Source organism: Neobacillus niacini (assembly GCF_030817595.1).
GTDB lineage: Bacteria > Bacillota > Bacilli > Bacillales > Cytobacillaceae > Neobacillus > Neobacillus niacini_G.
The window spans coordinates 2591024-2616944 of record NZ_JAUSZN010000001.1; the positions used below are offsets into that span (position 1 = coordinate 2591024).

The 25921-nt window shown below is 38.2% G+C and carries 24 protein-coding genes; 2 read left to right on the forward strand and 22 right to left on the reverse strand.

What is annotated here, in order from left to right; all coding sequences use genetic code 11:
- Nucleotides 1-15: 15 nt before the first annotated feature.
- The 15 genes from QFZ31_RS12300 to QFZ31_RS12370 all read right to left on the reverse strand — a co-directional run bounded on the left by QFZ31_RS12300 (nucleotide 16) and on the right by QFZ31_RS12370 (nucleotide 17007).
- Nucleotides 16-888, reverse strand: a complete 873-nt coding sequence (locus QFZ31_RS12300; protein ID WP_307303229.1) for an isocitrate lyase/PEP mutase family protein — start codon at nucleotides 886-888, stop codon at nucleotides 16-18.
- On the reverse strand, nucleotides 888-1733 hold the full coding sequence (locus QFZ31_RS12305; RefSeq protein ID WP_307303230.1) for an FAD synthetase family protein: 846 nt from the start codon (nucleotides 1731-1733) through the stop codon (nucleotides 888-890). Before QFZ31_RS12305 ends, QFZ31_RS12300 begins: the two co-directional genes overlap by 1 nt.
- 46 nt (nucleotides 1734-1779) lie before the next feature.
- On the reverse strand, nucleotides 1780-2976 hold the full coding sequence (locus QFZ31_RS12310; RefSeq protein ID WP_307303231.1) for an acyl-CoA dehydrogenase family protein: 1197 nt from the start codon (nucleotides 2974-2976) through the stop codon (nucleotides 1780-1782).
- Between the two features lie 187 nt (nucleotides 2977-3163).
- Nucleotides 3164-4714: an FAD-dependent tricarballylate dehydrogenase TcuA gene (gene tcuA / locus QFZ31_RS12315; RefSeq protein WP_307311563.1), complete on the reverse strand. Its 1551-nt coding sequence runs from the start codon at nucleotides 4712-4714 to the stop codon at nucleotides 3164-3166.
- 23 nt (nucleotides 4715-4737) lie between these two features.
- The gene (locus tag QFZ31_RS12320) at nucleotides 4738-5691 is read right to left on the reverse strand and encodes a VOC family protein (RefSeq protein WP_307303232.1); all 954 of its coding nucleotides are present in this window, start codon (nucleotides 5689-5691) and stop codon (nucleotides 4738-4740) included.
- A gap of 21 nt (nucleotides 5692-5712) precedes the next feature.
- Nucleotides 5713-6552, reverse strand: a complete 840-nt coding sequence (locus tag QFZ31_RS12325) for an alpha/beta fold hydrolase (protein ID WP_307303233.1) — start codon at nucleotides 6550-6552, stop codon at nucleotides 5713-5715.
- 293 nt (nucleotides 6553-6845) lie between these two features.
- Nucleotides 6846-8168 carry an MFS transporter gene (locus QFZ31_RS12330; protein ID WP_307303234.1) on the reverse strand — a complete coding sequence of 441 codons (1323 nt, stop codon included), beginning with the start codon at nucleotides 8166-8168 and terminating at the stop codon, nucleotides 6846-6848.
- A gap of 198 nt (nucleotides 8169-8366) precedes the next feature.
- The gene (locus QFZ31_RS12335) at nucleotides 8367-10220 is read right to left on the reverse strand and encodes a V4R domain-containing protein (RefSeq protein WP_307303235.1); all 1854 of its coding nucleotides are present in this window, start codon (nucleotides 10218-10220) and stop codon (nucleotides 8367-8369) included.
- A gap of 121 nt (nucleotides 10221-10341) precedes the next feature.
- Entirely contained in the window at nucleotides 10342-11118 is a 777-nt protein-coding gene (locus QFZ31_RS12340; RefSeq protein ID WP_307303236.1) for a 2-keto-4-pentenoate hydratase, read from the reverse strand.
- 31 nt (nucleotides 11119-11149) lie between these two features.
- Entirely contained in the window at nucleotides 11150-11623 is a 474-nt protein-coding gene (locus QFZ31_RS12345) for a flavin reductase family protein (protein WP_307303237.1), read from the reverse strand.
- A 42-nt stretch (nucleotides 11624-11665) separates the two neighbouring features.
- Complete coding sequence (locus QFZ31_RS12350) at nucleotides 11666-12619, reverse strand: VOC family protein (RefSeq protein WP_307303238.1); 954 nt, start codon at nucleotides 12617-12619, stop codon at nucleotides 11666-11668.
- A 65-nt stretch (nucleotides 12620-12684) separates the two neighbouring features.
- On the reverse strand, nucleotides 12685-13878 hold the full coding sequence (locus QFZ31_RS12355; RefSeq protein ID WP_307303239.1) for an acyl-CoA dehydrogenase family protein: 1194 nt from the start codon (nucleotides 13876-13878) through the stop codon (nucleotides 12685-12687).
- 35 nt (nucleotides 13879-13913) lie between these two features.
- Complete coding sequence (locus tag QFZ31_RS12360) at nucleotides 13914-14573, reverse strand: GntR family transcriptional regulator (RefSeq protein ID WP_307303240.1); 660 nt, start codon at nucleotides 14571-14573, stop codon at nucleotides 13914-13916.
- A gap of 129 nt (nucleotides 14574-14702) precedes the next feature.
- A complete protein-coding gene (locus QFZ31_RS12365; RefSeq protein WP_307303241.1) occupies nucleotides 14703-15551 on the reverse strand; it encodes an alpha/beta fold hydrolase in 849 nt (282 codons plus the stop codon).
- 265 nt (nucleotides 15552-15816) lie between these two features.
- The gene (locus tag QFZ31_RS12370; RefSeq protein ID WP_307303242.1) at nucleotides 15817-17007 is read right to left on the reverse strand and encodes an MFS transporter; all 1191 of its coding nucleotides are present in this window, start codon (nucleotides 17005-17007) and stop codon (nucleotides 15817-15819) included.
- A 505-nt stretch (nucleotides 17008-17512) separates the two neighbouring features.
- Here QFZ31_RS12370 and serC point away from each other — a divergent pair.
- A complete protein-coding gene (serC, locus tag QFZ31_RS12375) occupies nucleotides 17513-18610 on the forward strand; it encodes a 3-phosphoserine/phosphohydroxythreonine transaminase (RefSeq protein ID WP_307303243.1) in 1098 nt (365 codons plus the stop codon).
- A 26-nt stretch (nucleotides 18611-18636) separates the two neighbouring features.
- Here serC and QFZ31_RS12380 read toward each other — a convergent pair whose 3' ends face one another.
- Nucleotides 18637-19287 carry a serine/threonine protein kinase gene (locus tag QFZ31_RS12380; RefSeq protein ID WP_307303244.1) on the reverse strand — a complete coding sequence of 217 codons (651 nt, stop codon included), beginning with the start codon at nucleotides 19285-19287 and terminating at the stop codon, nucleotides 18637-18639.
- Nucleotides 19288-19416: 129 nt separating this feature from the next.
- Between QFZ31_RS12380 and QFZ31_RS12385 the strand changes: the two genes are divergently transcribed.
- On the forward strand, nucleotides 19417-19992 hold the full coding sequence (locus tag QFZ31_RS12385; RefSeq protein WP_307303246.1) for a GNAT family N-acetyltransferase: 576 nt from the start codon (nucleotides 19417-19419) through the stop codon (nucleotides 19990-19992).
- Between the two features lie 22 nt (nucleotides 19993-20014).
- On the opposite strand, the gene QFZ31_RS12390 is transcribed toward QFZ31_RS12385, so the two are convergent.
- From QFZ31_RS12390 to QFZ31_RS12415, 6 genes are all read right to left on the reverse strand, one after another.
- The gene (locus QFZ31_RS12390) at nucleotides 20015-20215 is read right to left on the reverse strand and encodes a hypothetical protein (RefSeq protein WP_306072780.1); all 201 of its coding nucleotides are present in this window, start codon (nucleotides 20213-20215) and stop codon (nucleotides 20015-20017) included.
- A 116-nt stretch (nucleotides 20216-20331) separates the two neighbouring features.
- Complete coding sequence (locus tag QFZ31_RS12395; protein ID WP_307303247.1) at nucleotides 20332-20877, reverse strand: outer spore coat protein CotE; 546 nt, start codon at nucleotides 20875-20877, stop codon at nucleotides 20332-20334.
- Nucleotides 20878-21095: 218 nt separating this feature from the next.
- On the reverse strand, nucleotides 21096-21545 hold the full coding sequence (locus QFZ31_RS12400) for a RicAFT regulatory complex protein RicA family protein (protein ID WP_307303248.1): 450 nt from the start codon (nucleotides 21543-21545) through the stop codon (nucleotides 21096-21098).
- Between the two features lies 1 nt (nucleotide 21546).
- A complete protein-coding gene (miaB, locus tag QFZ31_RS12405) occupies nucleotides 21547-23091 on the reverse strand; it encodes a tRNA (N6-isopentenyl adenosine(37)-C2)-methylthiotransferase MiaB (protein ID WP_307303249.1) in 1545 nt (514 codons plus the stop codon).
- Between the two features lie 189 nt (nucleotides 23092-23280).
- Nucleotides 23281-24147, reverse strand: coding sequence for a 2-oxoacid:ferredoxin oxidoreductase subunit beta (locus QFZ31_RS12410; protein ID WP_179602308.1), 867 nt, complete (start codon nucleotides 24145-24147; stop codon nucleotides 23281-23283).
- A gap of 2 nt (nucleotides 24148-24149) precedes the next feature.
- On the reverse strand, nucleotides 24150-25886 hold the full coding sequence (locus QFZ31_RS12415; protein ID WP_307303250.1) for a 2-oxoacid:acceptor oxidoreductase subunit alpha: 1737 nt from the start codon (nucleotides 25884-25886) through the stop codon (nucleotides 24150-24152).
- Nucleotides 25887-25921: the final 35 nt, after the last annotated feature.

Genomic DNA, 25921 nt, shown 5'->3' on the forward strand with positions numbered 1-25921 from the left:
CGTAACCCCCTAGTACTAAATATTATATAAATACTTCTTTTCCCACTCTTTGATTTGATTCAGCTTGAAAAGAGATTGTCTTTCCTCCCAGGTACAGATTATAGGTAATAGATTTTCCTGAGAGCCTTCTTCTTTCAGAATTCTTAAGGATTCAGTGATTCCTTTAATTGCTGAACGAAGAGCTGTATTTGCACACAACATGATTTTAAAACCGATTTCCTCTGCCTCTTTTAAAGAAATAAGCGGGGTTTTGCCCCCCTCCACCAAGTTAATAACCTGTGGGATTCCTTTTAACGAACTGGTGATTTGTCGTAATTCTTCAATGGTATTTGGCGCTTCGACAAAAATAATGTCTGCACCCGCTTCGTAATAAGCAAAAGCCCTGTCTATTGCGTCTTCAACACCATTAACAGCAATTGCATCTGTGCGTGCCATAATTGCTAGATTTTCATCTTTTCTTGCATCTAATGCTGCCTTGATTTTCCCTACCATTTCTTCTTTAGAAATAACATCTTTACCGTTAAAGTGGCCGCATTTCTTTGGCGAGACTTGATCTTCCATTTGAATGGCTGCTACTCCTGCACGTTCAAATTCTCTAACCGTCCGGATTACATTAATTGCATTTCCAAAGCCAGTATCACCGTCCACTACAATTGGAATATTGGTAACGTCAGCCATTCGAGCGACTATATCAACAACTTCTTTTAATGAAGTAAGCCCTACATCTGCCCAGCCCAGCTGTGCATTCGAAATTCCAGCCCCCGTTGCGTAAATCGCCTTAAAACCAATTTCCTCTATTAATTTTGCAGACATCGCATCATAGGCGCCAGGCAGGATAAAGGAACCGGGTTCTTGAAGCAGTTTTTGAAATTCTTTGCTTTTATTCATTAATTTGATCCTCCAACAGTTAGAATATTGCGGATATCAGGAGTGTTTGAAGCGTTACGGTGATGCCACACAACGTTTATCTCCCCAATTAAATACGACTGCAGTTCAGTAACTGGTTTTAGTAATTTCCCTTGATTACCTTCCGCCACCATCACTTCAGCACATTTTGATAGATTTCCCTTGTTTATGGTTACGGTATAATAACCAGGTGCAGGCAATGTATAATAGGGTTTTAGAATGAAAGATTGACCATCCCACTTACATTCCATTTCATAGCAGCGCCCAAGAAAATCAGACAGTTCCTCGACATTACCTGCATTAAGCCTCTCACGAATAGAGGTAGAACTAATCTTTTCGCCACGGCACATCACTTTCTCCACTTTTGTCACATCTATGATCCCGCCTGAATCTCTCTTCAAGCGCTCTAAATTTCCTATCCCTCTTGAACCATAAGAAAAATCAAAACCAGCGACTGCATGGATAACACCTAATTTGACTAGATAATCCCTCACATATTGTTCAGGTGAAAGAGAGGAAAATTCTTTATTGAATTGGGCTATATAAAATGTATCGACACCTAGTTCTCGAAGAATTCTCTCTTTTATGGAAAGAGGCATTAAGTAATCAATCTTTTTTTCCCCATTGAATAGGACTGATTTTGGATGTGGAAAAAAACTCATGACAGCTAGAGATACACCTTTTTCTTTTGCCTTCCGTAAAGCCGTTTTTATTACTTCACGATGTCCGTAATGAAGACCATCAAAAAAACCAAGCGCCATCACACATGCTTTTGCTTTTTTCTGCCAATCTGCCAAATTATCAGTGTTTATATAGATTGTTTCCATACAGTCACCTTTCTTGTCGATTAAGATTTTCTACTGGAATAGAGTTCTAATATCTTAAAGCATTGGATTCCAGACCAGATAATACGCGGCCATAGTTTTCTTTTGTGATTAATGGGGAAAGTGTTCTGTGTGAGTAAAGTGTCCAAAAATCACGGAAAATTCTTTGCAGCGGGTGCCCTTCATATACGTATCCAGAACCGCTTGCAAGAATTAAAATATCTAGTGCTTCCTTACTTACTTGATTGGCATAACCGATATCTGCTAAGGCTTTTACTCGCGCTGGCTTATCCATGAATTTACCGCTGGCAGCCCAGGAATCAAGTTCATCTGCAACACGGTAATAGTGCATGGAAGCGGTATCAATCTTCAAGGCAGCATCAGCAAGTAACGAGTGCAGCGTGGATGAATCACGTAAATATTCAACTCCGATATGTGCAGCTTTTCGATTTGGAAGTGTATTTTGGAAAAATTCTAACGCCGCCTTTACCAATCCTAAGCCTGGCAATGCTAATGACAACGATAAGGATGGAAAAAGTGCCGTACTATATAAAGGAATATCTCTTAAATGGTCTGATGTAAATGTTCCGTTCAACACTTCTGGAAAAGAAACGACTCGATGATCCGGAATAAATACGTTGGTCATTTTTACACTGTTACTTCCTGTACCCTTCAACCCCATAACATGCCAGTCATCCATAATCTCTAACTCTTCAAAAGGAAGTGTCATCAAAGCCTGATCCACCAGATTCCCTTCATCATCCCTGATTGCCATCCCAAAGTATCCCCAAGTGGCATGAAGCGATCCTGAGCAGAACATCCAGAAACCTTCTTCGATTAAATAACCACCTTCGACTTTCCTAGCAATACATTTTCTAGGTTCATATACTCCAGCAAACAGGACATTATCTTCATTCTCTCCGAAGATTTCTTGGTGTGTTTTTTCTGAAAATGATTCCGCTACCATAAGTTCCCGAATGGCACACAGTGATAAAATCCAGCCTGTAGATGCACAGCCGCGAGAGATTTCAACAATACAATCAGAATAGGTTCTCATGCTAGTTTGATAGCCGCCATAAATCCTTGGCCGAAGTAACTTGAATAATCCTGCTTCTTTTAAGTCGTTCATTGTTGTTTCAGGTATCCGGCGAATTTCTTCCGTCTCTTTTGCTCTCTCTCTCAGCTTCGGAACAAGGGCTTTTGCTTTATCTACAAGATACGTGTCGCTATAGGTAACGTTTGTCATAGTACTATCTCCTTTTCACCTTTATTCACTTTTTCGCTTAAGTTCTTAACTAAATTTTAGAAAATTACAAAATCAATTTAAAGGGTAAAAACCTTTCAACTTTCAAACATTTTCAGCTAATTTTTATTGGATTTTCAGCGAAAACTCTGAAGTTTTGGCCAGATGACTAGTACATTGTATAGAATTTTTACGAATTAATAATTTCCTTCGTTTTGATAAATTTGGCTGCATTTTCACCCGCAATTTTCCCAAAAACCGATCCAGCCATTAAACCTGCACCCCCAGGGTAGTTAAAGTAAAATAGACCGCCCACCACTTCTCCTGCAGCATAAAGCCCTGGAATAGAATGGGATAACACATCTTGAACTTCTGTTGTCGAGTTAATTTTCAAACCGCCAAATGTAAAGGTAATACCGCAAGTAACGGCATAGGCTTCAAATGGACCATCCTCCAACGTATTTGCCCAATTTGATTTGCGTACGGCTAGTCCTTCCGTACACCTGCCGTCCTTGATATTTGGATTAAACGGGATATCTTTTCGGATCGATGCATTGTATTCTTTCACACTTTGTAGAAAACCTTCAGCGTCTACACCTTCAAGTTTTTCCGCCAGCTCCTCTAGCGTATTGGCTTTTACTTTTGTTACCTGCCTGCCCTTGTATTCTTCTCGTAATAGCCGAGATACTTTTTGGTCAAAAATTTGCCATGCAAATTGTCCTGGCTGTTCGAGAATTAATCGGCCATATTTGGCATAAGTGTAATTGCGGAAATCCGCACCCTCGTCCACAAAGCGCTTTCCTTCGGCGTTTACCAGGATTCCGAAAGGATAACTGAGCTTTTGAAAACCTTCTGTAAAATCCGGGAGATACCGATCCCCGCCGACAGAATGACAGCCTGACCAATTTCCAGAAGAAAGTGCGCCAATATTTAATGCCATTTGAATGCCTTCTCCCGTATTAAAACGGCTCCCTCTTGCATGGGCCAGGTCCCATTTTGGTCCTAAATAACGTGTTCGCATTTCAGGATTTGCATGAAATCCTCCGGAGGACAAAATCACGGCCTTTGCATATACCTTTGTTGTTTTGCCTTTGTGCTTAAAAATCACTCCATGCACGCCTTCGTCATCATGGATTAGCTCAGTCGCCATGGCCTCAAATAGAGTTTGCACACCTAAAGAAGTTGCTTCTTGATGCAGGGCTTCTACTAATCCAGGTCCCCCGCCGACCGATTCAACAATCATTCCGCCCCAGAACTTAAATTTACCGTCTACCTTAAAGGCTTGACGACCATAAATAGGCACCCAGCGTACCTTGTGGGAGGTTAGCCATTTCATCGTTTCAAAACTTTTTCCTGTTAAGATTGAAGCTAGTTCCGGGTCAGTACGGTAATTGGTGACACGGCACATATCTTCATAGAATTCTTCCTCAGAATAGACACCAAAATCTGAAGACTCAATATCCTCTGGTGAAAGGTCAGGCATGATCTCCTTTAAATCTTCGACACCATCATAAGCAAACCGGATGGAACCATGTGTATAGGTGCTGTTTCCTCCTTTTTCAGCTTCTGGTGCTTTTTCAAGTACCAGGACATTTGCGCCATTTTCCCTTGCTGAGATGGCTGCGCACATAGCAGCATTGCCTGCACCAACTACAACCACATCTGTTTCATAAATTTTGATTTCACTCATAATTATCTGCCTCACTTTCCCAAAAATGTCTTTGAAAAAAGCTGACTCAATTACTTTTGAGTCAGCTTTATCGTTTAAGCCTCTATCGTAGGTTTGTTCATTTCTTTATCGCTGACGGATTCCCCCCAATAGGTGTTAGCGATTGAATGATCTTCCTCCGTCCATTCAACTGGTTCCCAATCAGGTTCAAGAATTAAATAGGAATTACTAAATAGCTCCACACGGCAGCCGCTGCCTGGGTCAAGGACATATAAGTAGAGTGCTTGAGAAACACCATGTTTACCAGGTCCGATGAACTTAATTCCTTCTTCACTTAAAATGTCTGCAGCCCGTAAGACATCCTGCGCGTTATCCAGCCAATACGAAATGTGGTGAAGCTGGTTTGGCGTTGCTGCCTGCGGTCTTGAAATAACGGCAATGTCGTGAACGAGAGGCGTTACACTCATCCAGCCGGCCATGGTTGTTTCATTGTTATATCTCACATATTCACGAAGCTTAAATCCTAATTGAGCTCCTAAATAATCCAGGATTTCTTGGACATCCATGGATGTAGCAATGTTTACATGGTCAAATCTTCTAGGTGAGCAGCCACGGGCCCAAGACTTGTAGGTTTGATTTCTCAAGACAGAACGTCTTTTTTCGTCCGCTTTAGGCTTTTCTACATCATAATAGATTTCAAAGGAATGCTGACTTGGCAGTTTAAATCGTATGGCCCGACCTTGACCCGCTTCTTCGCCTGCTTCAATCCATTTTACTTCCGTTCCAGCTTTTTCAAGAAGCTGTGCAAAACCTTCTACATCTTCCGGACGTTTCGTTCTCCAGCCAATATGATCTACATATCCTCTATCTCCTGCAGTTAAAGAAAGGGAGTGGTGTTCAAAATCGCCCCATGCGCGTAAATAATACGTACCGTTTACTTCCTCCGTTACTTCTAAGCCGATAACATCACGGAAAAACCATAGTGATTTTTCTAAGTCGGGAGTAACGATTGCCACATGTCCTAACTTTGCAATTTCAGGTAAAGTCATCTTCTTTTCCTCCTTTGATTTTTAGATTCTATCAGCAAAATAGTTCTGAATTAAGTAATTAAAGCTTTCCTGCTTTTCAATTTGCGTCCAATGTCCACATTTCCCGTATACATGCAGCTGGGCATTTGGCAAATGTGAGAGTAAATAATAGCTGGATTCTACGGAGCAAACCAGGTCATCCCGGCCGTGCACTAGTAAAACAGGATTCTCAATTCTTCTTAATGCTGTTGTTGGAACTGGTACGGCTGCTGTTGCGAAAATAGAATCATTGGAGATACGAACTTCTGGCTTCATAGCTGTTTCATATCGGTAATCAGTAATAGCGTCGATAATCGGCGCCATTGCCTCCGCATCGTATACAAACCAGCTCATAATTTGACGCAGCTTCTTTGGCGTGGGATTGTCATAAAATCCTTTCGCTCGCGCTAACTCTGGGCTTAGTTTGGTATTTGGAGTTCCTCCTGGTCCCATTAACACCACTCGATCAAATCGTTCTGGATGTTCTAATAAAAGCTCAAGTGCAATAGAACAGCCCAATGAATTACCAACTAAATGGGCCTTTTGAACACCCAAATCATCTAGAAGTTCCATAAGTTGAGTTACCCATAAATCCATCCACGCTTGCCTATTCTTAGGCAAGGTTTCCGGATGACTGCTGTTGCCAAAACCTAAAAGATCTGGAGCAAGACAGTCATACATCTCAGAACAGTCTTTCAAGGCATAACGCCAATTCGCAAATGATGTAACACCTGGACCAGAGCCATGTAAAAATAAAATCACTTCTGTATTGCCTTCACCTGCTCGATTTAGGTATGTTTCAAAGTTAGCAGTCTTAAGTAATTGTTGAGTAATGTTTGTCAATTTACCATTCTCCTCCTTGAACAAATCAATTTTTCTAGAAAATCTCACATGGATGAAATCCCTTACATTTTTAAATTCGACAGTTAAGCATAGTAAAGTTTATCTATAACTGAAATTTTAGAAAATTTGACGTTTTATTTCTAGAATAAAAACTATTTGATTATGTAACATTTTTTAGTAGATTTTTGTTGGATTATTGAAAGACTTAACAAAAAATATTACCTAATTAAGTGTTGTTTCCATAAAAAATAGCCCAAAGAGGGCTCAAATAAATTATGGTTACTTAAATTAAATTAATTAGGAATCTCCACTGCTCCTGTATCGACTATGTCTTTCTGGTCATTCTTCGCTAATCTTAAGGTAAATAGAGTAATCAGGCTGACAAGCAGGCATCCAGCGATGATAAACATTGCTTGTTTAAAATCGAAAATCCCCATTAACATTGGGCCTATGAAACCACCAAGTGATGATAACGTGCTTACTAATGCAATGCCAGCAGGTGCGGTTGATTCAGAAAAGAAGAAGGTGATATAAGCATAAAAAGTTCCGGATATCCCATATAATCCTGCTGAAGTAATTGATAGCATTAATACCATCAGCGGCACACTTGAAACGTATGCACATCCAATGAACCCAATCATGGCAATTGATACACATGCACCTAAATGCAATTTATGCCTGCCCGTTCTATCTGCATTCCAGCCTGTAAAAAGAATGGATGGAATCGCGATAATAGAAGGAATCATTGCAAGCCATCCAATTTGCAAATTGGTTGTTTCAGCAGATGAAAGTGATTTAATAATCGTAGGCATCCAATATGACAGTGCATTCACCGCAACAAATCCAGCAATATTAAATAAAGCTAATTTCCATACTTTCGATTCCATTAACATACCAAGATGTGATGATTTATTTAATTTTGCACTCAGTTTTCTTTCTTTAACAAGCTCATCTTCAAGCCATGTTTTTTCCTGTTCTGTTAACCACTTGGCGTTAACAGGACGGTCTGTCAAGTAAAATAAAACCACAATACCTAATAGAACTGCTGGTATACCCTCTAAAATAAACATCCACCGCCAGCCTGCTAATCCTCCCCAAGTCACAGTATCCATGATCCAAGTAGAAAGCGGAGCACCAATTAATGCACTTAATGGTAAGGCAACAAAAAAGAGAGCTGTTGCCTTTCCTCTTTCACGGGCTCTAAACCAATACGTTAAGTAAAGAATGATTCCTGGGACAAACCCTGCTTCTGCAGCACCCAATAAAAAGCGTAAAATATATAAGTGGGACGCAGATTGGATAAATCCAGTTAATACAACCACAATGCCCCATGTAATCATAATACGGGCAATCCAAAGCCGTGCACCAACTTTGTGCAAAATAAGGTTACTTGGAACTTCAAAAAGGAAATAACTAATAAAGAATAAACCAGACAATAGCCCAAAAGCTTCTGCCGTTAATGCTAAATCTGCATTCATCTCTAAAGCTGCATAGCCCATATTCACCCGATCCAAAAAGGCAATGACATAGAGAATTAAAATAAACGGCAGAATTCTTCTCATTGTTTTCTTTACAGTACTTCTCTCAACGGTATTAATAGCTGTAGCTACATTCAAATAAATCCCTCCCAGATTCTTGCATCAAAAAGAAAACCATTACATTTCCTAATATTAGAAAATTCTAAATATATAAACTAGAGTAAAATCCATTGGATTTTCTACCATTTTCAACCAGTTTATATTGGTTTTTTGATACTTCACCTAGAAAAATAGAGCAATCAAACCTGAATGCCCTGGTAACTGGACTCTCTATTTTTATATTTCCAGCTCCCCCAAAGCTAACAGTGAATCTAAAATCAATAGTAACTGATAGCTTTGTGATGAGTCTCGCAGATCTTTATTAATTAGATTTTCAATCTTGTTAATCCGGTACATAAGTCCACTCATTGATAATGACAAATCATCCATCGTTTGCTGGAGTTTACCGCCATTTGATAGAAAAACATAAAGTGTTTTCAATAATTCCTTTTGTTTGCCCTCTCCCAATTTATAGAGCGGCCCTAATTCCTGCTTAGCAATTTTTTTGATCCCGCTGACATTTTTTGAATTAATTAAAATTCCAACAATCCCCAAATCTTTAAAATGGATAATTTTCTTCTCCGTTGACATCCTTAGGCTTATAAGGGATTCATCCAAATACTCCAAAACATGTTCAATTTCCTCAGCTCTATCACTAATGCCAATTTTATAGTTATAATATGAATGAGTGGTTTCTATATGTTTTAAGATTTTTTCCATATTTGGCAGTATAATTGAAGATTCAGGAATCAGCATAATGATTTTACCTTCATATTGACCGATGAGTGCTTTATATCCCTGAATATCTAAGTACTTAGCAATTGATTCTAAAATTTGTTCATAATCATTGCTATCTTTTGCTTTCTTGCCATTCTCTTTATAGTCAATTGCAGCAATATAGAAGGGCGTTTCAAGATTTATCCCCATATAGCGACCGCGATTGATAATTTCTTCTCTAGAGGAATACTGTCCCTTTAAAATTTGTTCTAAGAAATAGCCCTTCATCTTTTCAAGTGCTTCAAAGCTCGTCTTTTCATTTAAAAGGTATAGAGAAGCTGCATTTGCTACCCGCTCGATAAACATAATATTATTCTCAGAGCTTTTCTCTGTTTCTTTTAAATAAATAAATGTACAATAGCCAATCACTTTTTTTTGTACAATAATAGGCGTGATGAGACGCTCTTGGTTTTCTGTTTTTAGTCTAGTTGTTTCTTTAAATAGGGGAAGCGGTTTATTATTTTTTCTATTCTTTCGAATTAAGCTTTCTTTCAGTTCTTTACTCAAAGCGCTATATTCGTCTTCTTCCATTCCTGCATAAACAATTTTTTGAAAGCTTAAATCCTCGATTGAAATCGGTATTTTTAATAGTCCAAAAGTAGAATCGGCAATATCCTGTAAATTGCTTCCGTTTGAAACACTTTCCGTTAATTTTTTATGAAATTTCGAAACCTTATCGATATAATTCCGCTGCTCTAACAATTGCTCATAGGTGTACTCTAATTCTTCTATAATATTGATTTCATGATAGAATTTCAGCTCATCCTGAATCTCGATTCCCCAATCTTCCTGGAGCTTCATCTCGAAGCAGCATTCAGGGTCACCTTTGGCTACACAACTAATTTCTTTCACAATCAAACTCTTTTTACAAATGGTAGACATATAGCCGCTTGCATACCCCGTTAAGATATGGCATACAGGCATATCTGATTTCCCATGATGTTTAAGATGCTCCTGTGCTTCAAATGAATGAATCCACTTTCCTTTGCCATTGATTGTCTTTATATTTTCCGAATCAACCCATTCAATAAATCTTTCAGACTGGACATCTCCTATATGACCTGTACCTAAATGGAGGACGGCAGCTTGTTTAATTAGATAGTCAATCGAGGTACTCGTTAACATGGCTTCTTCCGCATTACTGACACCTAAACTCCAACCGTAACGAAGCAAAAAACCCTTGGCTCGCTTTAATCCTAAATTCTCAATTATGCCCTTACGCAATAAACCAAAGGCTCCAGCAGTGGTGAGAATTTTCTTATTTCCTTCTTCTATGTAGTTTGGTTCCAGCAGATTGCCTAAGTTACCCTTCATAAACTCACCTTTTCCCTCTAAGATTAAGGATTAAACTGGTTTGATTCGAACTAGTGCAAAGCTTAAAATAAAGACTCCTTACATTTTGCATACAAGGAGTCTTAATCTTTATAGTGTGTCTTTATTCCTTGAAGGCAGCAGTTACTGCTCCAATATGTTCAAATTCAGCGGTGAAGGTATCTCCAACTTCAATTGGTATTGCTTTTGAAAGTGCTCCAGAAAGAATAACTTCCCCGGCATGGAGAGAAATACCGTAGGTTCCAAGTGCATTCGCTAACCATGCGACTGCTTGAGCTGGGTGCCCCATCACTGCTGAACCATCTGCTGAGTCCAAATACTCACCATTTCTTGCTACTGTCATTTTTACCGCGGCTAAATCTAAATCATCTATTTTTGCAGTTGTTCTTCCAATAATTGCACCAGCGGATGAACCATTGTCTGCAACTGTATCTTCAAATTTGATTTGCCAATCTTTTATTCGGCTATCAATAATCTCTAGAGCTGGAACCACATAGTCCGTAGCTTCAATCACATCGTTCATCGTTACACCCGGACCTTTTAAATCCTTATTCAAAACAAACGCAATTTCAAATTCAATCCTCGGCTGAATAAACTTATGAAGACTAATTGTCTCTCCCTCTCCATACATCATGTCATCAAGAAGATGTCCATAATCAGGTTCGGAAACATTCAGCATTTCCTGCATGGCTTTACTCGTCAGCCCAATCTTTTTTCCAACGACCACAGCACCTTTCGCTACCTTTTGGCGAATTTGGAAAAGCTGGATGTTGTAAGCATCCTCAACAGTAATTTCTTCTGTTGAGGATGTAAATGGGGCAATCGTTTTTTTCTGATCTTCTGCTTCCATTAAAGCAGTCGCGGCTTTTTGAATATCCATTACAGCTGTCCCCTTTTCATTAAAGTGTTCATTATACCGTTACAGCTTCAGCTAAAGCCCGGTACTTTCCACTATAAAAAATGAGTGGTTCAGCATCTTCTAAATGAATATCGGTTACTTTTCCAATGAATAGTGTGTGATCTCCTTCAACATGTACAGTAGATACTTCACAAGCAATTTGTGCAACTGCCCCGTTTAGTACGGGCTTCCCATCTAGACGGTCAAATTCTACTTCGCGGTGTTCCTTCAACTGTCCCGCAAAAATCATCGAAAGTTCCTGTTGGTCAGCAGCTAAAATATTTACTGAAAACGTTTGGCTTTGTTTAATTTTCTCAAGAATCCTTGCCTTTTCACCAATTGAGATTACTACTAGTTTCGGGTCAAGTGACACAGACATGAAGGCATTTGCTGTCATGCCATGTACATCCCCATCCACATCAGTAGCAATTACGGTTACACCTGTTGCAAATTTTCCCATTGCGGTTCGAAATTGACGGTCATCCATTCTACTAACCTCACTCTTCTATAAAATTAATTTACTACACTCTTAAGCTTCAATAGTCGGATTGTTTTCTGGTAACGTGTCTGTTTGATCACCCCAGAAGGTAAAACCGACATCCATCTCATCTAACGTCCAGACAATTGGCTCCCAGTCTGGTTCAAAAATCAAATAGCCATTGGTGTACAACTCCAAGCGTACTCCACTTCCTGGATCGACCACATATAAGTACATTGCTTGTGAAATACCATGCTTACCTGGGCCTTTAAATTTGATTCCATGTTCCGCTAAGATGTCTGCTGCACGCAGCAAATCTTGAGCATTATCCAGCCAGTAAGACAAATGGTGAATTTGATGTGTTGATGGCGAGAATGGATCATGACTTACGGCAATATCATGAACCAAAGGAGTTACGCTTAACCATGCACCAATTAATGATTCATCCGGAGCTTTAACGCATTCTCTCATTTTAAAACCTAGCTTTTCCATTAAATAATCTGAAATCACATTTGCCTTTAAGGATGATAGGATATTAACATGGTCAATTCTTCGTGGTGAAACGCCTTTTGCCCATGATTTATATGTCTGGTTCTTTAACACTGAACGTTTAGATGGCTCAGCTAGTGTTTTTTCCATATCATAATAAATTTCGAAACGGTGTTTACTCGGCAATTTAAAACGAATGGCTCTTCCTTGCCCTGCTTCTACTCCAGCCTCCACCCAGTTTACTTCTGTGCCTGCCTCCTCGAGCAGATGAGCAAATTGCTCTACATCTTCCGGACGCTTTGTTCGCCAGGCAATATGATCAACATACGACTTTTCGCCAGCTGTTATTGATAATGTGTGATGTTCAAAGTCTCCCCATGCGCGTAAATAATGCGTGCCATTTACTTCTTCTGTTTCTTCTAATCCAATCAATTCCTTAAAGAACCAAAGTGATTTTTCAAGGTCTGACGAGACTAGAGCTACGTGTCCTAACTTTGCGATTTCTGGTAAACTCATGTTTTTTTCCTCCTATTAATTTTATATTTGAATCTTCAGAATACAGAAAGCCTTTTCATTTCAAGTTAGACAAAATAGGTATTCGGTTCTTGGCCGCAAAGGACTCTTCCATATGTTTCGATTAAACTTGATGGTGTAATGAAACCATGTAAATGCATGGCGAAAAAATCACGATAGACTAATTGTAGAGGATTATTATGGTAGGTAAACATAGATCCAACTCCAGCAACCAACAGATCAATTGCTTCCTTACACAATTGATTTACATAGCCAAAATCAGCCTTTACCTTTACAATTTCGGCAGTATCCATTACCTCACCGCGCTCAGCATAACTATCAATTTTATCGACAGCACGGTATAAAAACATTTCAGCAGTATCAATTTTCAATTGTGCTTGGGCAACCTGATGATGTGTGATTGGTGCTTCATTTTGTTTATGATAAAAGGTGTTTCCAATTCCAGCTTTCGGAAGTCTCTCCATATAGAGGTCCATCGCTGCCTGTGCAAGCCCTAATGCCGGTCCTACAATTGATAAAGTAAGAGATGGCACAAAAGACGATCTATATAATGAAACGTCTTTAAGCGGTTCAATTAGGTATTGCCCTTTGCTTGCTAAGCGATCCAATGATACACGGTGTTCTGGTACGAAGACATTTTGAATTCTACAGCTATTACTGCCGGAACCCTTTAATCCCATAACATTCCAGTCGTCAAGAATCTCTATTTCCTCACGTGGTACCACCATAATGGCCATTTCCATTCCGCCATTTTCATCTGCTAATGGGAATCCGAAGTAGCACCAATCGGCATGTGGACTTCCTGAAACAAATGGCCACTGGGCTTCTTCCACAAAATATCCGCCTTCAACCTTTTTGATATTACACTTAATCGGTTTAAAGTTACCTGCTAACACAACATCTTTGCCCGTTCCATAAATCTCATCTAAGGCTTTTTCTCCAAATGTGTAAGAAATCATATAATCACGAATATTGCTTAAGCAAACGAACCAACCTGCTGAACCGTTACCACGGGAAATCTCTGTTACAACCTCTGTGAACGCTCTCATATTTGTCTGATAACCGCCAAACATATGCGGCCTGAGTACCTTTAAGAGTCCCTCATTTTTCAAATCATCCACAATCTCTTCTGGAATTCTACTATTTTTATCAATATCTTGGCTAAACTCTCGCAGTTTAGGAATAAGAGCCCGCGCTCTGTCCACTAATACAATTTTTGTTTCCAACACGCTTTGGTTCATAAGAAAACCTCCCGTAATTATGATTGTCATACCCTTTAAATTTCGTTACCCACTTCCAGAGCCAGACCCATTTTCTGATATTTTTCGCTTACACTATCTGCAATACGGGTTAAATGTTTTTCCATTAGCTTTTTTGCTAGTTTAGCGTCCCGCTCTTTTAAGCTAAAGTAGATCATCCAATGCTCCGCCTGCGATTGCTTTCGTCGTTCCTGTGAAAATAACATTGCTGGATTACCAACATAATTCAAGTAATCCCATAACTGATTTGCAAGAGTAAACGTATAAGGTAACTTAGCCGCTAGATAAATGATCCGGTGAAACTCAATATTAAGGAGTGAATACTCTTCCTCAGAGATTTCTAGATTATCCATCTTAGTTAAGATCGTATACAATTGAGAAAGTTCTTCATCATTTAAATTTTTTATCGCATGCTCCGTCATTAATGCATCCAGGTTGGCACAGACCAATAATCGCTCCATTACTTCTTCCATTTCGGGTCTTTTTACAAAGACTCCTACTTGGGGGATGATTGACAAAAACCCTTCCTCTGAAAGCTTTGTCATAGCCTTGTGTATGGGTGTGCGGCTGATATTTAAATGCTCAGAAACTTCATTAACATTGATTGCTGTATCAGGTACCCAGACCCCATCAATAATTTGTCTTTTAATATAGCGATATGCCTGATCGATTTTCATCTTAATACACCTTCAATTCTCATTTGTTGTCGTTACCCCTATAATATTAGTAATGACTCTAAGAGTCTATCACTTTCATACTGATAGGGAGGTATCAACGGTGTATTAGTAATTAAATCGACACTATTTCTATATTTCACCGTTGAAAAAATCCAAAGTTAGTTTGATAAATCTTTCCTTTTGTTCTACCTGTGCCCAGTGTCCGCAGCGCTTGAAGATATGGAGCTGCGCGTTTGGCAAGTAATCCATGACGTAAAGGCTGCTTTCAAGCGGTACAAATCGGTCTTGGTGTCCATGAATGAGTAACATTTCATTCTCCATTTGTTTAAGTGCTGAAGGAGGAACAAGCATGTCAGACAGATGTGATTTTGTGAAATTTTCCTCATAAGATCTGCGTACATCCGGTCTTAAGAACAACTCTAACCGTTCTGCAACAATCTTCTCCAGCTGATCTTCTAAAATACTCTTATCGTAGAGGAACCAGCTTAATAGATTTTTAAATGCAACAGGGTTTGGATCTTTATGGAAGTTTGCTAATTTAGCAAGCTCTGGGGTAGGTTCTTTCAAGCCGCCTCCTGCTCCCATCAACACGATACGATCAAATCTTTCTGGAGCATACATAAGAAGGTGAAGTGCAATAACACCGCCCAGGGAATTCCCAACCAAATGGGCTTTTTCAATTTCTAAAGTGTCCATTAATGATAGTACTTGTTCTACTCGAATCTTCATCCATTGTGCCCCATTTTGAGGGTATTCTTCAGGATGATCTGTATTTCCAAAGCCAAAGATGTCTGGTGCCACTACGTGGAATTTATCTTGAAAACTAGGTAGAATTTCTCTCCAGTTTGATTCTCCACTTGCCCCAGGTCCGCTTCCGTGTAAGAAAATAATTGTCTCAGATGACTTATTATCTCCACCTTCATTAATAAAAGTTTGATAGTTTCCGGTTTGGATCTTTCGTTTAATGATTTCAGCCATATTTCAATTCCCTCACTTTCCAAATCAATTGATTCCTCTAGCTAAAATTTTAGTTCTTGTGTTAAACATCATCTATGTAGTATAAAACCCTTAGAAAAGCGCTTTCATTAACTAACTATAATTTTACCTACTGTTTTTTAATCTGTCAATCAATTCTAAATATTTATTAAAATTAAAATATAAATAGATGAAAATCTATCTTAAAAACCTTTCACAAAAATATAAAAGGATGTACAAAGTTATTTGTAACATCCTTTCTTCATAATTAATTATTTAATGTAACTTCTGTATCTTTTTTAGGTTTCATTACCGCTGCGGCCCATATTAACGATAAGACAATTAACCCAATGGCACTGACAGCTAATGGGAATCTTCCAATGTCTTGATTAAATATGTTTTGCACGATTTGGAATCCAAATGGTCCTAAAATACCGCCTAGACCCTGCCCTACGACAACAAGCCCTACTGCTGGCGGTGCACCAGGAGGAGTAAGTTCTGAGACTTTTGTAAATACACCTGGAAGTCCAATCCCCATTGCAAACCCGCCAATAATACTACCGACAAAGATCATGGTTAGGGTTGGTGAGTAATAACAAATTGCCATCCCAATCCCTGTTACAAGAACACCTATAGGCAGATAGAAGTTTGGCAGTGCATGTTTGATTTTTCCAAAGATAAATCCTGCAATCAGTGTACCAAAAGTAAATACAGAGATTGCCATACCTGCTTCTGTTGCATTCCCTAGTCGATCACCTTGAATGACGACCGAAATATTTGTAACATATCCAAAGATTAACCCAGAGTATATTACTTGTCCTAAACATACCCAATATATTGCTTTTGGTAATTTAACCTTATTACTTGCTTTTGCTGCTTCATTCGTCTGTTTCTTTTCAGGCTCTGGTAAATAAAGCATGGTAACGGCTAGAATCCATATTGGGAAAAGGTACGTCAGGAATCCATATTGCCAGCCAAAGGAATCTGCTAAAATTCCGCCTCCTAATTGGAAGAAAATTGCTCCAATACATGCAATCGTGGAGGTTCCAAAACCAATTAAGAAATCTCTTTCCCTACCGTCAAAGAAATCCGTTATGACATCAATAGATAACGGCATGGTAATACCAACACCTAGTCCTAAAAGTCCTCTCATTGCTATAATCAATGGCAGATTATCAATAAATGTTGGCAGTGTCCCACCGACAATGAATAAAGTCAACCCGATAAATAACAATGTTTTCTTTTTAAATACTTTTGTTAGTTTTCCATAAAAAAGCGCAGGTACAATTTGTATGAGACCCGGGAATGTAGCTACCAACATAACAATGGTGGGATCATAATCTGGAAATGCCTTAATAATGTCAGCCATAATCGATCCAGCTACTCCAGCTGCAACATCTTGAAAAGCCAGAATGACGACTAAAAATTTAAGCATATTTCTACTAATATTTTTTGCCATTTTTATCCCCCTTGTATTTGTAATACAGTATGCGATGTTTTTCTGTAAACGTTTTCATTTAACTCAAAGAATGATACTTTTGATTTGCTTGTGGCCTTCAAGCAACAACAGCTTAAAATCTTAGACTTTACATAAACTAAAATTTTACATTTCTATTTTTCACGATTTTACCGGTAAAAATCGTGAAAAAAGCAGTTCCTTTTGCTTACTGTAATTCTACAGTTGCATAAAATACTTGTCAATATATTCATAATATTTTTTATTTTCTGAACAATTAGTTACACAATTTCTCTTATTAAATAAAAAAAACACTGAATTTCTACTATTTTTTACTTAATTTCTTTGTGAAAAATTGAACTCTATTTTTATGTTTTAAAAAGGTTAGCAACTAAAATTTTATATATTTTAAGTTTTTTTTAATGTAAACGTCTTCACGTGAATTTAGTTGATTTAAAATGTAAGAAAATATGTTATATTCTAATAAATGAAAAATGGGAGTGAAAAAATGAATACACTAGTCCAGCGAGCTTATAACTTTAATGCAGGTCCATCTGCCCTTCCGTTAGCAGTTCTTGAGAAAGCCCAACAGGAACTTATCGATTTTCGTGGCACGGGTATGTCAGTCATGGAGCTCAGCCATCGTAGTGCTGCCTATGAAGAAGTACATAACAACGCCATTGCACTTCTAAAAGAATTGTTATCTATTCCGGAAAATTACGAGGTCCTTTTTCTCCAAGGGGGAGGAAGTCTTCAATTTTCAATGGTTCCAATGAACTTTTTGAAACCTGGTGAAAAAGCAGGATATATCATGTCAGGGTCATGGTCTGAAAAGGCATATTCTGAAGCAAAACTATTTGGGGACCCCTACCATGTTGCCTCTACGAAGGAAGGACAATATCGCCGTGTCCCTCAATTTGACGAGTTGAAATACAATCCGACAGATGCCTATATTCATCTCACATCAAATAATACGATCTACGGGACACAGTGGAAGGACTTCCCAGACACAGGTGATGTACCATTGATTGCAGATATGTCCAGTGATATCTTATCCAAGCCTTTTGATGTCAGCAAATTGTCATTAATTTATGCCGGTGCTCAAAAGAATCTTGGTCCTTCTGGTGTTACAGTAGCAATCATTCGCAAGGATCTGCTTGAAAAAGCGAATCCTAACATTCCGACAATGTTAAAGTATAGCACCCATGCAAAAAACAATTCTTTATATAACACACCACCTACATTTGGTATTTATATGCTTGGCGAAGTGTTGAACTGGATTAAAGAAACGGGCGGAATTAATGAACTAACCAAACGCAACGAGGAAAAAGCAAAACTCATTTATGACGCAATCGATCAAAGCAATGGATTTTATGTTGGTCATGCCGAAGTCGAAAGCCGCTCACTGATGAATATTACTTTCCGAGTGAAGGATGAAGAATTAGAGAAGAAATTCTTAGCTGAAGCAAAGAATGAAGGATTTATCGGTGTAAATGGTCACCGCTCTGTTGGAGGCTGCCGTGCCTCTACTTACAACGCTGTCCCATATGAAACATGTAAAGCGTTTAGTGAATTCATGGTGAAATTTCAAAATGCAAATCAATAAGTAAACTAAAAAGGGAAATATATATTTTATATACTTCCCTTTTTTATTTTTCTAAACATACGATATCCTTTTCTGACATTGTTAACGATAAAGAAGGGTATAGGAATATTATATTTATAAATAAAAGGCAGATAAATTTTGTAATAAGCCTTTTTTAGGTCATCCCACTTTCGGCATTTACCCTGCTTATAAAAATCTGATACATCTACTATATACCCTCTCCCATTACTCATCACAACATTTTTCCCATGTACATCGAAGGGATTTAGTCCAACCGACCTTGCATATGCAATCCCCTCATCCACATCGTGAATAACACTTTCGGGGATCCGGATTCCTTTCACGACTGCATTGAACAAATTAACGCCATCAATCCTTCTTAAAATTAAATAATTATCTCCGTAGTTAATTAACGATGAAAAGGATGGATGATTCCCTAGCTTCTTATATACTTCCACTTCTTTTTTTAAGTCCTCAGGGTTTCTTCCATACACCTTTACAACCCAATTGGGGTTCGACCGATGTAAAAATACCCCTGCATAATTCCCGCTCCCAATTGTTTTCCAAGTATTCGAGGAATTTCTTACAATAATGGGGTCAAATGGGCCATCTGTTGTTAATTGGATATTGGGCAATAATTCATTTCCAATTAATTTTGTATATTTCTCAATTTTCATTTGGACACCTCAAAACAAACTAGATAATATTTCTTTCCTTTTAGTATACATCTCATATACACTTAGAATAGAAAAAATATTCTCTACTTTAACAAAAAATTTATTACCTATTTATAACGAGGTGTTACTGTGTTATTTCCAACCTTAGAAACAGATCGATTAAAATTAATTGAAATTACTCAATTTCATGCTACCAGTTTATTTAATATTTTATCATTAGAAGAGGTAACCAGATATTACGGGACTGATACTTTCACCTCAATTGAAGAGGCAAAAAAGTTAATTGACATGTTTCAGAAGAACTTTTACGAAAAACGGTCCATGCGCTGGGGAATCGTCCTCAAGGAAAATAACAAGTTTATCGGTACATTAGGTCTAAATGGATTACAGCTTAAAAATAAAAAAGCGGAAATTGGCTATGAAATACATCCCTCCTATTGGAGGCAAGGCTATACTTCTGAAGCGATCAAAGAGATTTTGCGCTATAGCTATCTAGAATTGAAATTAAACCGCATAGGGGCTGTTGTTTACATAGAAAACGAGGCTTCAAGTAATCTTCTTGAGAAGTTAGGCTTTAAAAAAGAAGGAGAACTGCGTGATTATTTGTTTCAAAACAATTCATATCATACCACTAGTATGTTTTCTTTATTAAAGCGTGAATGGGAACTGCTTTCAGCTGAATCTTTAGGTTTTCGAGACAAATAAAAAAGCCAGGAGGTCCTGGCTTTCATTCTTCAAAATAATCTCTAAATGCTTTTGGATTATTGGTTTCTTTCCCCTGATAATATGGGTTATTCTCGGTAGAATCCTGCGGGTCAAGATTTGTTTTAATAATCAAATGTGGTCCTGATGGCTGCTCCACAATGATTCTGTCGTTTAATTGGTCGAAATCAGGCAGTTTGTTATTTCCAGGTTGTCTAGGCTCCATATCTGTGACACCTCCTAAAAATAGGTTGCTGATTTTTCTTTTTTATCATACCTTCTTTCTTTTATTATAAGATAATAAAAAAGAAAAAACTAGGAAGTAGAGACTTCCTAGTATGTTTATTCTTCTTCGACGCCGAGTAAGAAATCTGGATTCAATTCCTCAAATTCTTCGTCGTCAACATCCATTCCCCAATCATCGTCATCGTCCTTGCATCCATGTGGATTAACGGCGACACATACTTTCGTTTCGCCAATCACTTCCACGAGGAATTCCCTTTCAACATGGACAATGATTCGATTGCCATTCGGGGAGATAACGGCTTCACAACAATTTGGCTGCTGAAGAACGCGAGCACAAATTTCATTGTCATCCAAGCAATCATGGTCACGGTATCGTAACTTAATGACATCTGTATATTGAACCTTTTCGGTTACTACTTCTGTTCTGGTATTATCATTATATGAATACCAAACGTTAATGTCATACGAGCCGTGTATCTCTACAGTTTTGCCGACTTTTTTCGCGTTGTATTTATGGTTGATAATCCAACATCCAAGAATGCTTGTCGGACTATGTGCCGGGCTAATCGTATGATTGGACTGGGTGAATTTACGCCCTTTCGCTACTACGGCCTTCGTAATTATCTCTCTGTATTCTCCCATTTCGCGCGAACCCTCCTCATTCATTTTCAATTCATCCTATGCAATTTTATAGACTAGTGTGCGATATATTTCTGCGAATACTGGATAAAAGTTTAGTCATAATTCATTTTATGCGGGAGTCTAATGTAGGTTCCAATTAGGCAAGTACTTTAAGTTGAAATGACTTTTCTAAAAATGTCCATAAAAAAACCAGGCTCTGTAAAAGCCTGGTTACCTTTTTAATGTTCATGGTCGTGATCGTGATTTCCACAAGACCCGCCATTATGAATACTTGCACCTGTTTCACCTTTTAAGACATCTCCGCCAGTAGACTCAATAATGACATCTGTTACCTTATTAGAGATTGTAGTAGCAATTAACTGAAGCAATTCATTTACTTCCATTTGGGACTGTTTAAACTCTTGAACAACTGGAATATTATCTAACTCCTGTTCAATCGAAGCGATTTTATCTTCTACCTTTTTTAATGCTTCTGGCTTACCGTAATGTTGTAAATTAACGGCTTGCTTTTGCAAACCCTTAATATCTGAAATTAACGTACTAACCTTCGGGTTTACATGAATCTGTGCTTCTGCACGTTTAAAGAAATCAACTTCCTCAGTTTCTCCTATCATGCGTGCTAATTCTTGTGCACGAGCGATGATATCGTCTTTTGTATATTTCGCCACTTTACTTCACCTCTACCGGTTCTAATTCTTCCACCATTTCTCCGTTTAATGACCATGTTTTTGTATCAGTAATTCTGACCTTAACAATTTTACCAATTGCTGATTTAGGAGCAGCAAAATTCACAAGCTTGTTTCTGGAAGTGTATCCTGCAAGGACATCAGGATTGTTCTTGCTTTCCCCTTCAACAAGAACTTCAACAATTTGCCCTTTGTACTTTTTCATTGCTTCAGCAGAAAGTTCATTCACTAAAGCATTCAACCTTTGTAGACGTTCTTTCTTTACCTCCATTGGGACATTATCCTGCATTTTTGCTGCCGGTGTGCCTTCACGTGGAGAATAAATAAAAGTGTAAGCAAGCTCATAACCTACTTCACGATAAAGTGAAAGTGTCTCTTCAAATTGCTCATCTGTTTCATTTGGATAACCTACAATAATATCTGTCGTTAAGGCTACATTTGGAATAGCGGCTTTTATTTTTCTGACCAATTCTAAATATTGCTCTCTTGTATATTTACGTGCCATAATTTTTAACACATCTGTTGAACCAGATTGAACCGGTAAATGGATGTGATCCATTAGATTTCCGCCCTTGGCAAGAACCTCAATAAGATGATCATCAAAGTCGCGTGGATGGCTCGTTGTAAAACGGATACGCGGGATATCAATTTTGCGTAATTCATCCATTAAATCTCCGAGACCGTATTTCATGTCTTCAAGATCTTTACCATATGCGTTTACGTTTTGACCTAGTAACGTAACTTCCTGATACCCTTGTGCTGCTAAATGTCGTACTTCCTGGATAATTTCTTCAGGGCGACGGCTTCTCTCTTTACCGCGTGTGAAAGGAACAATACAATAGGTACAGAATTTGTCACAGCCATACATAATGTTAACCCATGCCTTAATATTTCCGCGTCTTACTTTTGGAAGGTTTTCAATAACGTCCCCTTCTTTAGACCATACTTCAACAACCATTTCTTTTGACATGTAGGCATCATGTAAAATATTTGGCAAACGATGAATGTTATGTGTACCAAAAATCATATCCACTTGGTTATAGGTTTTTAAGATTTTATTGACCACAGATTCTTCCTGTGACATACATCCACATACACCTAAGAGTAAATCTGGCTTTTCTGTCTTCAAATGCTTTAAATGTCCTAGTTCACCAAACACTTTATTTTCAGCATTTTCACGAATCGCACATGTATTTAATAGGATAACATTCGCGTCTTCTGTCCTGTCAGTCGGTTCATAGCCTAAAGCCAAAAAGATTCCAGCCATAACTTCCGTATCGTGCTCGTTCATCTGGCAGCCGTACGTACGAATATAAAACTTTCTGCCTTCACCCATGCCGCGAAACTCTTCAGGAATGGAGAAATCATTGTGGTATCTTACTTCTTCTTTACCACGTTTTTTAGCGTCTTTTAATGATGGTGCAGTAATGACCTGTTCAAAGTACTTACTGTAATCCTTGCCGGATTTTTTGTCCGAAGAATTAGCAGCTTCAATTTGTTTTGATTCTAAACGTTGTTTCTCATTCATTCGTATTAAATCTCCTTTCAGTCATTTTAGCTGATGTGTCTATTAATATTAATAAAGTAAATTTTTACCTGTACATAGTGTTAGAACACGCCTAACATACTTCTGCACATTATTATAGTATAAAGGTTAATAGGCTTGAAAACAATAGAAAATCCCGTAGCAGCACACTACGAGATTTTCAAATTGCTATTACATAAATTCGCCAACTAGTTTATCAAAATATTGTTGATCAAGGTTTAAATCAGCCTGTGATAAAGGAGTTTCAGCGTAACCATTGATTAATTCCTGATACGATTGACGTTCTGTGTTCTGATAAATTAAACCAGTAACTAAGCCATTATGCTTCATCAATGTTTGCATAGCTTCTTCACGGTTTGAAGGATCATAACCTTCAATATCACTCAACTTCGTTAAATTCTCTTTAAACCAGTCATAAGTGTTGACTTTATTATACGTTACACATGGGCTGTATACGTTTATTAAAGAGAACCCTTTATGCTTTATACCAGCTTCAATTAGAGCAGTCAAATCCTTTAGATCTGTTGAAAAACTTTGTGCAACAAATGTTGCTCCAGCAGTTAGGGCCATCTCCATTGGAGAAATCGCTTGTTCAACCGATCCCATCGGAGTTGATTTTGTTTTAAATCCAGCAGCGGAACGTGGAGACGTTTGTCCCTTTGTTAAGCCATAGATTTGGTTATCCATTACAACATAAGTAATGTCAATATTTCTTCGGATTGCATGGATTGTATGACCCATACCAATTGCAAAACCGTCTCCGTCACCACCAGAAGCGATTACTGTTAAATCACGGTTTGCCATTTTTACACCTTGTGCGATTGGTAATGAGCGGCCATGAATTCCATGGAAGCCGTAAGAATTAATATATCCAGAGATACGGCCAGAACATCCAATACCAGAAATAACAGCTAAGTTTTCAGGCTCGAGACCTACATTCGCTGCTGCACGTTGCATTGCCGCTTGTACAGAGAAGTCGCCACAGCCAGGGCACCAGTTCGGTTTTACATTATTTCTAAAGTCTTTAAAAGTGGCCATGTTTAGAACAACTCCTTACATTTTGTATATACTTCGTGTGGTAAGAACGGATTACCGTCATATTTTAAATGTTTAATAATCTTTTCAGCATGACCAACATTCATTTTCATAATGTTTGCCAATTGTCCAGTAGCGTTGTTCTCAACAACTACAACTTTCTTTGCTGAACGAACAAGTGGTAATACTTCGTCAGTCGGGAATGGGTGAATCAAACGAATTTGAGCATGGTTTACTTTTAAGCCATCGTTTTCTAAACGAACCATTGCTTCTTCAATTACACCACGAGTTGAATTGAATCCAACAAATAAGACATCAGCTTCTTCATGTTTCACATTTTTATAAACTGGTGTGTTGAAACGAATATTTTCTATTTTACGGAATCGCTTGTCCATTTGAGCAATTCTGTTTGCTGCTGATTCAGAAGGTTTACCAGTTTCATCATGTTCAACACCTGTTACATGGTGGATACCATTTTTCATACCAGGAATAACACGTGGTGAAATTCCATCAGCTGTCACTTCATAACGTTTGAAATATCCTTTGTTTTCATTTTCAGGAATTTCATCTGTTACCAGCTTACCGCGTCTGATTTCAACTTTATCCATGCTTAATGGTTCAACAGTCTGCTTACCTAGAGATAATTGAAGATCTGAAAGAATAATAACTGGGCATTGATATTCTTCAGCAAGGTTAAATGCCTCGGCAGTATCATAGAATGCTTCTTCTACAGTACTTGGAGCCATAACGATTTTAGGGATTTCTCCATGTGTTCCATAGATCATCGCCATTAAATCGGACTGCTCTTGCTTTGTTGGTAATCCTGTAGATGGACCGCCACGCTGGGTATCAACAATAACAAGCGGAGTTTCTGTAATACCAGATAATCCGATTGCTTCCATCTTTAATGATAGTCCAGGACCTGCAGATGCAGTTATTGTACGTACTCCAGCATAGTTGGCACCAATTGCCATTGTACATGCTGCAATTTCATCCTCTGTTTGAATAACTGAACCACCAAGTGCTGGAAGCTTTTTAATTAAATATTCCATTATTTCAGAAGCTGGTGTAATTGGGTAAGCAGCCATAAAGCGGCAGCCAGCTGCGACAGCCCCTAATGCAATAGCGTCATTTCCGATCATGAACATGCGCTTTTTACCGTCAGCTTTTTCAAGTTCCATTATTTCAACGCCATCTACAAGCTGATTTTTCATATACTCATATCCAGCTTTAATGGCATCCATGTTTTTCGCAACTACTTGTGCACCTTTTTTACCAAAAATCTCTTGAACTACTTCTTCAAACACATGAATATCAAGATTCAAGACAGCTGATGTAGCACCAATCGCTACCATGTTTTTCATTAAGGATGTTCCTAATTCAGTAGCAATTTCTGTAAATGGAACCGCATACAATGCTGCTTGTGTATCTTCTGGTTTCTTAGGCGTGAACTTTGCATCCGCAAGGATTACACCTTTAGCGTGTAGCTCTTTGTAGTTTAAATCGATAGTTTCTTGGTCAAAAGCGACAAGAACATCAAGATCATCAGAGATTGAACGAACTTCTGTCGTACTTACTCTGATTTTGTTGTTGGTATGACCACCTTTAATACGAGATGAAAAGTGACGATAACCATACAAGTAATAACCTAGGCGATTTAATGCAATAGCAAATATTTCCCCTGTACTTTCAATACCTTCCCCTTGTTGTCCGCCAACTTTCCACGAAAGTTGATTGATCATGACTTACACCCCTTTGGATATGTAAAAAGTATATT

Coding starts and splice junctions, on each gene's coding strand:
- QFZ31_RS12355 (WP_307303239.1), bottom strand. CDS start 13,878: ATGAACCAAAGCGTGTTGGAAACAAAAATTGTATTAGTGGACAGAGCG.
- serC (WP_307303243.1), top strand. CDS start 17,513: ATGAATACACTAGTCCAGCGAGCTTATAACTTTAATGCAGGTCCATCT.
- QFZ31_RS12310 (WP_307303231.1), bottom strand. CDS start 2,976: ATGACAAACGTTACCTATAGCGACACGTATCTTGTAGATAAAGCAAAA.
- QFZ31_RS12340 (WP_307303236.1), bottom strand. CDS start 11,118: ATGGATATTCAAAAAGCCGCGACTGCTTTAATGGAAGCAGAAGATCAG.
- miaB (WP_307303249.1), bottom strand. CDS start 23,091: ATGAATGAGAAACAACGTTTAGAATCAAAACAAATTGAAGCTGCTAAT.
- QFZ31_RS12365 (WP_307303241.1), bottom strand. CDS start 15,551: ATGGCTGAAATCATTAAACGAAAGATCCAAACCGGAAACTATCAAACT.
- QFZ31_RS12370 (WP_307303242.1), bottom strand. CDS start 17,007: ATGGCAAAAAATATTAGTAGAAATATGCTTAAATTTTTAGTCGTCATT.
- QFZ31_RS12320 (WP_307303232.1), bottom strand. CDS start 5,691: ATGACTTTACCTGAAATTGCAAAGTTAGGACATGTGGCAATCGTTACT.
- QFZ31_RS12410 (WP_179602308.1), bottom strand. CDS start 24,147: ATGGCCACTTTTAAAGACTTTAGAAATAATGTAAAACCGAACTGGTGC.
- QFZ31_RS12300 (WP_307303229.1), bottom strand. CDS start 888: ATGAATAAAAGCAAAGAATTTCAAAAACTGCTTCAAGAACCCGGTTCC.
- QFZ31_RS12415 (WP_307303250.1), bottom strand. CDS start 25,886: ATGATCAATCAACTTTCGTGGAAAGTTGGCGGACAACAAGGGGAAGGT.
- QFZ31_RS12360 (WP_307303240.1), bottom strand. CDS start 14,573: ATGAAAATCGATCAGGCATATCGCTATATTAAAAGACAAATTATTGAT.
- QFZ31_RS12345 (WP_307303237.1), bottom strand. CDS start 11,623: ATGGATGACCGTCAATTTCGAACCGCAATGGGAAAATTTGCAACAGGT.
- QFZ31_RS12335 (WP_307303235.1), bottom strand. CDS start 10,220: ATGAAGGGTAACTTAGGCAATCTGCTGGAACCAAACTACATAGAAGAA.
- QFZ31_RS12305 (WP_307303230.1), bottom strand. CDS start 1,733: ATGGAAACAATCTATATAAACACTGATAATTTGGCAGATTGGCAGAAA.
- QFZ31_RS12390 (WP_306072780.1), bottom strand. CDS start 20,215: ATGGAGCCTAGACAACCTGGAAATAACAAACTGCCTGATTTCGACCAA.
- QFZ31_RS12380 (WP_307303244.1), bottom strand. CDS start 19,287: ATGAAAATTGAGAAATATACAAAATTAATTGGAAATGAATTATTGCCC.
- QFZ31_RS12350 (WP_307303238.1), bottom strand. CDS start 12,619: ATGAGTTTACCAGAAATCGCAAAGTTAGGACACGTAGCTCTAGTCTCG.
- QFZ31_RS12395 (WP_307303247.1), bottom strand. CDS start 20,877: ATGGGAGAATACAGAGAGATAATTACGAAGGCCGTAGTAGCGAAAGGG.